Consider the following 10,151-nt stretch of genomic DNA (forward strand, 5'->3'; position numbering starts at 1 on the left):
AGTTGTGTGGCTGCAAGCAGCATTGTTGATATGCAATAGTAAAAAACTCGATAGTAAAAAAGTCGATCGAAAAGATGAAATCACCGCAAGAAGTGCTTGAGTTAGCTCATCAGCACGGTTTGACTATTCAAGAAAGTTCACTGCAATTTAATGAATCGGGACTCGATTTTCAAGTCGTGTTGGCAACCGACACTGAGGGAGAACGTTGGGTTTTGCGTCTTCCTAGGCGGGAGGATGTTTTGCCGTCGGCGAACAAGGAAAAACGCACGCTGGAACTGATTGCTCCTCTTTTAAGCGTGGAAGTGCCGCTATGGACTATTGCCACAGATGAACTCATCGCTTACAGGGCATTAAAGGGCGTGCCGGCGGGTACAATTGATTTGGAAGCCAAAGCCTATGTGTGGGAAATTGACCCAACTAATGTGCCAGATAAATTCCATGAATCTCTAGCTAAAGGTATAGTTTCCCTGCATCAAATTAGCATTGAGAAAGCGCGCGAAGTAGGTATTCCCGTTGAGACAGCGACAGAAGTACGGGTGGCAATGAAGCGGAGGATGGATGCAGTGAAAAACGAGTTTGGGGTTGGTCAAGAGTTGTGGAACCGATGGCAATCATGGTTCCAAAGAGATGAAATTTGGTCGAAAGAAACGGTGTTAACTCATGGTGATTTACACGCTGGACACATTCTTATTGACGCACAGGCACAGGTGACTGGTTTTATTGACTGGACTGAAGCAGCCGTCACTGACCCAGCGATTGATTTTGTCGCTCATTACCACACGTTTGGTGAAGGCGCTCTCAATCAGTTAATCTCAGCATACGCCAAGGCAGGCGGGCAGGTTTGGCCTCTGATGGCAGAACATGTAATTGAACTCACTGCTGCTTATCCCGTAGCAATTGCAGAATTTGCCCTGAAGTCAGGTTTGGATGAGTACAAACAAATGGCTAAACAGTCACTTTGTGTGAGGGATTTGGAGTAAAATGTTTAGTGAATTAGATCCGCTGTAACTGTACAACCGATTGCATGATATACATCCGATACATAAATAATAGAAGGCTATAGGTATGACTCCGGTATCTGACAAACAAGCGACTATTATCCGCACGTCGCGAGGACTGACGATTTCTGGCACTAGACTGACTCTCTATGATGTTATAGATTTTCTGAAAGCTGAGTATTCACCAAAGTTGATTCGTAATAAATTTAACCTCACAGACGATCGAATTAACGCTGCTATGTCTTACATTGAAGCTAATCGCGATCGACTTGAAACTGAATATCAACAGGTATTGCAAACAAGAGCAGAAATTCGCTCCTATTGGGAAAATCGCAACCGCGAAAGGTTCGATCGCATTGCAATGATGCCACACAAGCCCGGACAAGAAGCTATTTGGGCAAAACTTGAGGAGCAAAAAGCGAGACGTGCCGCACAGCAATGATGACTTTTCTAGTTGACTTTAATCTTGACGGCTATGCTCTTCTTTTGCTGGGAATCTTGACAAAACTCGGCTGGCTTGAACGCTTGAACTCTTATCGATCCGATTTGTCACTTTTAGGGAAGCTGGACTATCGATGGACGCTAGCGATCGTTTGGTTTGGTGTTATGCTCAAGAAAATCAAATGATGATTCTCACAGCCAACCGAAACATGAAGGGTGATGATTCACTCGAAGAGGTGATGCGCGAGGAAAATACAGCAGATTCGTTTCCTGTATTGACAATTGCAGATATCGATCGCCCTTGATGAATTTGACGGCCGAGAGTGATGTGTTGAGCGTTTTGTTGAGATTGTTCTAGATGTTGACAATTATACTATGGGAGTTGGTCGGTTATTCATTCCGTGATATCGAGATCAATTTACCTAATTCGATCGCAATAGCGGTACAATTAAGCCTTAGACAACAGGCTAGAAGATTTCGATCGAACCCTAAAAGAAGGACATCTTCATGAACCCGACAGCCCCCTCTCAAAAAGTCCTCGATTGTTTGCAGGTTATTTTGGATGCCACGGCATCGAAAAATTACGAGCTTTTTACCACAGTCGGTGATTCAGGCTACAAAACGAGCATTACACAAAAAATGTTTGACGATGTTAGCGATCAGCTCGCTTCACGCCTGGAAAAGGGATATTCAATTAATTATTTTGGTGAGATAAAACAAGGTAATTATCCGATTTATTTGTGGAAGCTGAGTTTTGAAGATGGTGGAGATGAATTTGTGGCCCACATGACTATGAATGGAGACAAAGTTGCTGGGATTTTCATCGAATAATATACAGCATATTCCATGTAGATGTAGAGAGCGAGAAACCGGGTTTATTGAACAGAATTAGTTTATAGCCGAGAACTGTAAAGAAACCCGGTTTCTGGGTGTACTTGATAAACCTGGAATACGCTGTATATTGCTTGACACGGCGTTTTACTGAAGTGAATCTAATGCCGATCGCCCACAACCGTTAATCGAAACCGATCGGGCGGAACAAAGGTTATTCCCCGGCGTGTCGGACGAATTGGCCGATCGAGATTTGAGACAAATTCGCGCGCCGACAACACTGTTGCTAACACCAGCTTCATCTCAAACATCGATAGCGCCATCCCGATACAGCTTCGACTCCCGCCTCCAAACGGTAAATATTCAGACGCGGAAAACTTGCGATCTAAAAAGCGATCGGGATTGAATAAAGCCGGATTTTCGTAGGTTTCAGGGCGGCGGTGCGCCAAATACACGCAGGGAATTAAAATGGTTCCCGGTTGATATGTATAGCCTTGAAGTTCGATCGCCCTTTTTACCTTGCGCGGCTGCGAAATTAAGGCGATGGGATAAACCCGCAGCGCTTCTTTGCAGACTGCGGTTAAATAGGGCGACTGCGAAAGTGCGATCGGATCGGGATTTTCTCCCAATTCATCCAACTCGCGGCGCAACTTCGCGAGAGATTCGGGATACTGATGCAGCCAGTAAAACGCCCAAGTCAAGGCAGATCCAGTGGTTTCGTGTCCCAACAGCAACAGCGTCATCAACTGATCGCGCAATTCTCGATCGCCAATGGATTCGCCTGCTTCGTCGCGCGCCATCATCAACACTGACAAAATATCCGTGCGAGACGCATCGAGAGGGTGCGATCGCCTTTCGGCAATTTCTGCATAAATCAGCGAGTCAATCTGCGCCATCTGCTGCAAAAACTGCCCCCACGGACTCCAAGAACCCAAATTTTGCTGTAACGGTTCAAAGAAAAATTGGATTGAGTACAGCTCAGAGGTAATTGCTTCTAAAAGTTCGCTGAGCAAGTGTTTGAGCTGTTCGTAGCGCTCTCCAGGCACCAATCCGAAGACGACTTGCAGGATTACTTGCAGCGAAATTTCTGACATTTCTTGCCGCACGGCGATCGCATCTTGGGCTTTCCAATTCTGTGTTTGCTTTCGCGTCAAATCCACAATCAAGTGCCCTTGACTGTGCAACTGTTCTCGATGCAGCGCCGGCATTAATAGCTGTCGCTGTCGCAGGTGTCGCGCCCCTTCGTTCATAATTAGCGATTCTGTTCCCACCAGCGGGCGAAATACGTTGGTGACTTTGCCAAATTCAAAGGCATCAGCCAAGGTGGTAAACACTGCCTGAACGGCTTCTGGATTGCCCAGGAACACGACGGGGGGCGAAGCGGGCCCCAGTACGCGGGCGGTAAATGTATCGCCGTATTTGGCTTGGTTGCGGTCGAAAAATGCGATCGGATCGGCTACCAGCGAAAGAGTTTGGAACAGGGCGGGAGAACGAGATCCGGTGGGCAATATCATTGCAAAAATTAGCGATACACAATACTTCTAGTTTATATCGATCGACCTTGCACCTGAAATTAATCTGCGATCGATGTCAAAGGCAAGTAGCAACAATAGTAATGCGATCGGGATCGATCGCAGATTGTACGGCTAGCTTCCCCGCCTAAACGGGTAAAAGTGTTGGCGATGTTTGGTTTGGCATTATGCTCAATAAAATTAAATGAATTTAAGATACAATTGCTGTAAAAACTGGTAGCCCGTTGGCTGAATTTGTTATGACATTAACATCCCGTGTTATTCATAGCGACCCCGATATTCTGGGGGGAACCCCTGTTTTTGTTGGGACTCGCGTGCCAATGAAAACCCTACTTGATTATCTTGAGGCTGGTGATTCATTAGATGTATTTCTAGATCATTTTCCTAGTGTCACTCGGGAACAGACAATCGCAGCCCTTGAATTAGCAAAGGAAATGAGGTTCTTAAAAGTTTTTAGGCGACGCAGCACAACAACTCCCGCGCGCGATCGCACAGATGTTATGTGTTAGGAGCGGAGGTAGTCTGCTGCGGGTGATTGACACCGTTAGAGCGCTCTATTCCTGCGAGGGTAGTTCCGCAGATTGTCTGGCTAGCTTCCCAGCCTAACATGACTGTTTTACGCTCTACTCCCCAGGCATAACCACCGACTTCTCCAGATTCTCGAATGACTCGGTGACACGGAATTAGATAGCCGATAGGATTTTTACCGATCGCATTTCCTACAGCTCTAGCAGCAGTTGGGCGTGCTACCATTTGAGCTATAGTTTGATAAGTTGCGATCGCCCCAAACGGCAATTTCAAAAGTGCTCGCCAAACTTGAATCTGAAAGTTAGTGCCTTTTACCAAGAGCGTTAGTGGTTTTTGCTCGCTGAGAGTTTCTGAATTGAAAATCTGGTCGCGCCATGATTCAGTGGCTTTCTCATCACGAATGATTTCAGCGTTTTTCCATGTTAATCGCAGTCTTTGTTCGGCACTTTGTTCGTCGGCTATATCCAAGAAATAAAGATTACAAATACCGCGAGTAGTTGTAGCAATTAGAGATTTGCCAAAGGGAGTATCATGAATACCATAACGAATTTGCAAACCTGCTCCGCCTGCTTTGAACTCCCCTGGTGACATTGCTTCTAAGTTCACAAATAAATCGTGCAATCGTCCGGGACTCGATAGCCTCACGTCCAATGTTAGGTCTAGAAGGCTTTTCGTCTGAGCGATTTTTGACTTGGCATATTCAACTGTCAGATATTGCAAAAACCGCTTGGGGCTAATGCCTACCCATTGAGTAAATAGCCGTTGAAAATGATATTCACTAAGTCCGATGTGTTGTGCCACAGTTGCCAGATTGGGCTGGTTTAGGTGGTTTTGTCGCATAAAGGCGATCGCCCGAGCAATCCGGTGATAATCTTCGCTAGCACAGACACTCGCATTTTTCATCGAAATCATCTAGTCTAAGTCAAGGGAATTTTGATGTTTCCTCACTTTAGCCATAGAGTACGCTCAAAGCCACCCGTTTCTTGCGGTGAATGCAGTCAGTCGATCGCCCGAACTTTCGTCCTCAGCCACCGCGCAACTGCGTCACCAAGTGAACTAATTCCGGTAAAATCAGCTTTTCCACAGCTAGTTTCACACCATTGCTAGAGCCCGGAAGAGAAAAGACTAATTTACCTTGATACACCCCTGCAACTGCGCGAGAGGCGATCGCCCTCGAACCAATTTCTTGGTAGCTCAAAAACCGAAATATCTCCCCAAATCCCGGTAAAATCCTGTCTAGCAAACTCTCCATCACATCGTAAGTCGTATCGCGGGGAGCGATTCCCGTCCCGCCGTTAAAAATGATTGCGTCCACATCTTCGCGTTGGGAAAACGCCTGCATTTGCAAGACAATTTTTGCCGCATCATCTTTAACAACAGTGTAAGCTACCACTGAGTGCCCTGCATCTTTTAGCAGCTTCTTCGTTAACAATCCGCTATTATCTGTGTCAGCAGAGCGCGTATCGCTAATAGTAGTAATCGCACAATTTACCACTATTTTTGATAAATCTGGGTGAGGAATTTGCGTCATGGTTTAGTATCTTAAGTAATCGGCAACTGGCAACTGGCGCTCTGCCAATTACCAATCACCAACTACCCATTATGCCTTGCTAAATCCTAAGCCGTTTGCTGCGGAGTAGCGTTCCATGAAACGCATAAAACGCTCCCATTCTTCAGCACTTCTCATCAGATAAAGAGCTTCTAAACCCGCAGGCTGACCATTTACGAACTTAGCGTTAACCTCGCGAGTCACGATTTCGCCTTCTTCGTCGATCATGTACATTCCAGTAATTTCTTGGGTACTGGTGCTGCTGAGAGCCTTGGGATTTGCAAAGATAAATGTGGCCGTACCTTGAGCTCCGCTTTTAGAACGGGTTAGGCGAACTTCTGGCAGCACATCTTCGTCGATACCGCGGGAAAATTGAATTTTAGCCATAATTTCACAGTCGAACCTTAAGGATTACTTAATTTCTTAACTTTTCACTTTAGTACATTGCGAGCCTTTAAAAAAGGGTTCGCAATGTTGAGTTCGACAATCATCAGACGATTCGGGTACTCCCAATGGCCTTAGACGATGTAGGGAGAGTTAATTGCCTCAGCCCGGTTTGTGGCTACCAGGGTTTGGTAAACCAGCGCGGATATCTCGCCGCGGGTGATGTCGCGGGCGGGGGAAAGCTTGTCGCGGGCGGGATAGTTGACCACGATTTTGCGCTCTGTGGCGGTGGCGGTGGCGTCGGTGGCAAAACTGGGAATCAATGCTCGATCGGCATAAACGCTCAAAGAATTGGGATTGCCGCCAGTCAACTGCAAGCCGTTTACCAAAGAAACTATAGCCTGAGATCTGGTCAAATTTTGCTCCGGGCGAAAGGTGCGATCGGGATATCCAGCCAAAAACCCACCTCGATTCGCTTTGACGATCGCCCCTGTCGCCCAAAAATCCGCCGCCACATCCTTAAAAACCGTCGCTTCGCGGCGCGGTGCCAACTCAAACGCCTTCGCCAGCAAAGCCGCATACTGAGCTCTAGTTAAATTCTCGTCAGGCTTAAAAGTGCCGTTGGGAAACCCGCTGACAATATTCATCTTAGCGAGGCGATCGATAAAATCCTTAGCCCAGTGGGTGCTGGTGTCGCTAAATTTTACCCCGCCAGGAGTCGGAGTCGGAGATGGTGTCGGAGTCGGAGTCGGCGTTACATTGCCCAAATCAAATAAACCTTTCACCCGCGCCGGATTGAGCTGATTTCCCAAGGCCGAAATCTTTACCCCAGTCGCGTTTTGCAAGTCTAATTCGCCGTTATCCCGAAAAATATTGCCCCCCAAATCTTGAGCCGTACCGATATCTGGCAGCGATTTCCCCACAGCAGTCAAACCGTCTTCGGTATTTTTTTCAATGCGATTCTTCCGCACAACCGGCTTAGATTCCCCTGATAAAACAATACCGGAGCGATTTTCCAAAATTTGGTTGTCAACAATCAAAGGAGCAGATTTATCTTGCAGAGAAATGCCGAAACCGGTATTCTGAAAAACATTGCGCCGCAGTACGCCTTTAGCAGTTTCCGCCGCAATTACGCCAGCCGCCGAGTTTTGTACAAATCTGTTGTCTAGAATCGCAGGATTTGCCGAACCTGTGATAAAAACACCTTCGCGCTTGCAAAGCGTGAAAGTGCAGTTAGCCACTGTGGGAGAAGTTGACTCAATCCAGACTCCGGTGCCGCGACTCTCCAAATTAGTGACAGTTAGGCCGCGCAATTCGGCATCGGTTGCTAGCAATATTGTGATATTTTGACTGGCTGCGGTGGGACTGACAAATTTGCCGCTTCCTTGAATTAGAGTGCCGCTTCCTTTGTTAGTTTCGCTACCGATAACTTTGACTCCAGAGGGAATTTCCAAGGGGAATTTTTCGCCGCTGGCTGCGCTGTAAGTTCCCGGTGCTAGCTGAATGATTGTTCCCGATGCAGCGCGGGCGATCGCGCGGGCGATCGTTTTCAAGGGAGCCGATTGGCTGCCGGCGGCTCCATCGCTACCTGTTTGCGGGTTGACGTAAACTGTTGCCATGTTTTTGTGGAAGAAATAAATGTGCGATCGGGCTTTTGTACACTTTTCATTCTCTACTAAGCTGACCCCGGATCTATATTCACCTTTAATTTCGCAGCTTATTTATTTGCAGGAGATCCGCAACATCACCCATCAGGAGCAACAACCGCAGGGGGGATTGCCCCTACACAACATTCATAAAATTTTAGATTTTATCTCATGTGCGATCGATTACCAAAAACAGTTTGCAGTCAATCAACCGGACACGATATTAGATAAAATTGAACAAATATTTGATTGATAGAGTAACCGCAGACATAATGCAGGTGGACAGAGATAAACGCCAATTTATTTTAATATCATAAACTCATTTAATGCAATTATTCTTACTCGATTTTGCCTTGGACACTATCACCATATAAACTCATTTTTTAGACGCTCTCACAATACATGATGCCTCCAAAACTACTACAGTTTCATTTTGAAAAACAGCACAACTTGTCATTGCTGGAGCTAGTGCGGGAATTTTCCCTTGTTTGAGAGCAAGCATCGCCTCCGCTGTCCCATCAAAGTCATCCATCCAGCCGTAATCTTCTACATACTCGAGAGTCAAAGCATTACGAGTGAGCATCCAAAAATCAATTCCGTAGCTGTTAATAAAATTTTGCAAAACAGCCGGATTTTCCGTATATTGAGCGCGAATTAAATCGCTAACTCGCTGCTGAAATCTGCTGTAGTAGCCTTTTTGATACGGCACTGAATATTCCTTTGCCACCAAAACAGAACGCTGGCTAAACGTCGGTATGTTGTCGGCTTCGGAGGCGATTGAAGCAATCAGGATATTTTTAGGTTGTTGCTGAAAAAAATTGTACAAACTGGGCATTTTACCTTCTATATACCCAACTATCGGAAAGTCTTGAACAAAACAGGGATAAAAAACAACGGCAACAAGTATTATGGCTGTGGTAATTAGTACAACTAAATTTTTGAATTGAAATGTTGTTTCGGTTCTTGATGCCCAATGGCAGATTCCATCGATAATTAACGTTAGGACGATCGCAGTTAGCGACACGATAATAAATCGCAAGCTGTAGGCAGTATATCGTCCAGGCTGATAAAGCTTAAAAATGGTGGCGTGAGCCGCTAAAAACATCACGGAGGATGCTAGAAATAGCTGAAGTAACAGCCAGATTTTGCTACTAATGCGACTCGCTAAGGGAAAGGCAGATCGCCAAAACAGCAGCAGCGGAAATAACAGCCCCACACAGTGAGTTACAGGCGTAAACAGCGACTTGGGAAACATCCCGCTACCCCTACCAGTCAGCCAATAATCTACCGGATTTGGACGAAAGAAAGCATTTCTGCCGTCTGGTGCAAATACTCCCATTTTCTTGGCTTCGGCTGCGGTATAAGTCGGGCCAAATTCTGATTTATCTAAGACATAGGGCAGCATTACTAAAAAGATTATTCCCAAACCAGTAGCACAAAATAGCTGATTTGCGCGATCGCCCGACAAGCACAAACGGCCGTTTTCCCAGCTTAGCAGCCGCAAAACTAAAATTCCCGCAGCCACCAAGGCGTAAGGTGGGTAAAATAGTCCGATTAGGGCGATCGCCCCCAAACATGGCAGCAACGAATTCCGGGATAAGTAATATAAAAAACAGAGAAATATCGGGTAGATAAAAGCTCTTGGCGTTGTGGAAGCCAAATCGTCAGTCATCCACATATGCTGATTTAACAGCAAAGATGCGATAAATCCAGTCAGCGGCACCGGCAGCATTTCTAGGCAAAGCCCAAAGCAGAAATAAGTCGAAATTAAGCCGAGAAATAGTGGCAATATTTTGTGCAATAATAGCGGGTGAATGCCAATTGTTGCTGCTATTTTGTAGAGCGTGCTGTATCCTGCGGGGGCGACAGATAGAAAGTAGTTAGCGATGAAATCCTTGGGGAATAATTCTCGATCGACAAACCGCATCATCCAGAAAACGTGCTGCCTCGCATCGTCTTGCACCACATACTCGGCGCTGAATGCTTGCTCGATACCTAAGAAACCATAAATTGCGGCAAATGTCAAGCTCAGGGTCAACCAAAATATTGTGCGCGATCGGGATTTTTCATCCACAGTCGCCGTCAGAAACTTGTGCAAGCGGGCTATTAATACCATTTAAGATTTGAGATTTGAGATTTGAGATTCGGAATAACTGATTCTCAAAAGTAGAACTATATCATAAGCTGTTGTGCATCTAGATTGTGTATTGTGATTGAGGGGGAGAGGGGGAGAGGGGGAGAG

General features: G+C 46.0%; 12 protein-coding genes. 6 read left to right on the forward strand and 6 right to left on the reverse strand.

The window, feature by feature from the left end; genetic code table 11:
- Positions 1 to 74: 74 nt before the first annotated feature.
- From IQ263_RS03975 to IQ263_RS03990, 4 genes are all read left to right on the forward strand, one after another.
- Positions 75 to 980 carry a macrolide 2'-phosphotransferase gene (locus tag IQ263_RS03975; protein ID WP_194066276.1) on the forward strand — a complete coding sequence of 302 codons (906 nt, stop codon included), beginning with the start codon at positions 75 to 77 and terminating at the stop codon, positions 978 to 980.
- 85 nt (positions 981 to 1,065) lie between these two features.
- Complete coding sequence (locus tag IQ263_RS03980; RefSeq protein WP_194066277.1) at positions 1,066 to 1,440, forward strand: DUF433 domain-containing protein; 375 nt, start codon at positions 1,066 to 1,068, stop codon at positions 1,438 to 1,440.
- 133 nt (positions 1,441 to 1,573) lie between these two features.
- Positions 1,574 to 1,744 (forward strand): hypothetical protein, encoded by a 171-nt coding sequence (locus tag IQ263_RS29725; protein ID WP_339384912.1) that lies wholly within the window; start codon positions 1,574 to 1,576, stop codon positions 1,742 to 1,744.
- 202 nt (positions 1,745 to 1,946) lie between these two features.
- On the forward strand, positions 1,947 to 2,270 hold the full coding sequence (locus IQ263_RS03990) for a hypothetical protein (RefSeq protein WP_194066278.1): 324 nt from the start codon (positions 1,947 to 1,949) through the stop codon (positions 2,268 to 2,270).
- Positions 2,271 to 2,431: 161 nt separating this feature from the next.
- Here IQ263_RS03990 and IQ263_RS03995 read toward each other — a convergent pair whose 3' ends face one another.
- On the reverse strand, positions 2,432 to 3,784 hold the full coding sequence (locus tag IQ263_RS03995) for a cytochrome P450 (protein WP_194066279.1): 1,353 nt from the start codon (positions 3,782 to 3,784) through the stop codon (positions 2,432 to 2,434).
- On the opposite strand from IQ263_RS03995, the gene IQ263_RS04000 reads away from it, so the two are divergent.
- Both IQ263_RS04000 and IQ263_RS04005 read left to right on the forward strand, forming a co-directional pair.
- On the forward strand, positions 3,784 to 3,933 hold the full coding sequence (locus IQ263_RS04000) for a hypothetical protein (protein WP_194066280.1): 150 nt from the start codon (positions 3,784 to 3,786) through the stop codon (positions 3,931 to 3,933). The genes IQ263_RS03995 and IQ263_RS04000 overlap by 1 nt on opposite strands.
- Positions 3,934 to 4,041: 108 nt before the next feature.
- Positions 4,042 to 4,311: a DUF433 domain-containing protein gene (locus IQ263_RS04005; protein WP_194066281.1), complete on the forward strand. Its 270-nt coding sequence runs from the start codon at positions 4,042 to 4,044 to the stop codon at positions 4,309 to 4,311.
- Here IQ263_RS04005 and IQ263_RS04010 read toward each other — a convergent pair.
- The 5 genes from IQ263_RS04010 to IQ263_RS04030 form a co-directional block, all read right to left on the reverse strand.
- Positions 4,301 to 5,233: a bifunctional helix-turn-helix domain-containing protein/methylated-DNA--[protein]-cysteine S-methyltransferase gene (locus IQ263_RS04010; protein WP_228049778.1), complete on the reverse strand. Its 933-nt coding sequence runs from the start codon at positions 5,231 to 5,233 to the stop codon at positions 4,301 to 4,303. The genes IQ263_RS04005 and IQ263_RS04010 overlap by 11 nt on opposite strands.
- A gap of 121 nt (positions 5,234 to 5,354) precedes the next feature.
- Positions 5,355 to 5,861: a MogA/MoaB family molybdenum cofactor biosynthesis protein gene (locus IQ263_RS04015; protein WP_194066283.1), complete on the reverse strand. Its 507-nt coding sequence runs from the start codon at positions 5,859 to 5,861 to the stop codon at positions 5,355 to 5,357.
- A 69-nt stretch (positions 5,862 to 5,930) separates the two neighbouring features.
- Positions 5,931 to 6,266, reverse strand: a complete 336-nt coding sequence (gene psb28, locus IQ263_RS04020) for a photosystem II reaction center protein Psb28 (protein ID WP_194011093.1) — start codon at positions 6,264 to 6,266, stop codon at positions 5,931 to 5,933.
- 131 nt (positions 6,267 to 6,397) lie between these two features.
- A complete protein-coding gene (locus IQ263_RS04025) occupies positions 6,398 to 7,882 on the reverse strand; it encodes a DUF1565 domain-containing protein (protein ID WP_194066284.1) in 1,485 nt (494 codons plus the stop codon).
- Positions 7,883 to 8,285: 403 nt separating this feature from the next.
- Positions 8,286 to 10,025, reverse strand: coding sequence for a hypothetical protein (locus IQ263_RS04030; RefSeq protein WP_194066285.1), 1,740 nt, complete (start codon positions 10,023 to 10,025; stop codon positions 8,286 to 8,288).
- Positions 10,026 to 10,151 lie beyond the last annotated feature (126 nt).

Origin of the sequence: Tychonema sp. LEGE 06208, assembly GCF_015207505.1 — a bacterium.
In the GTDB taxonomy this organism is placed as follows: Bacteria; Cyanobacteriota; Cyanobacteriia; order Cyanobacteriales; family Microcoleaceae; genus Microcoleus.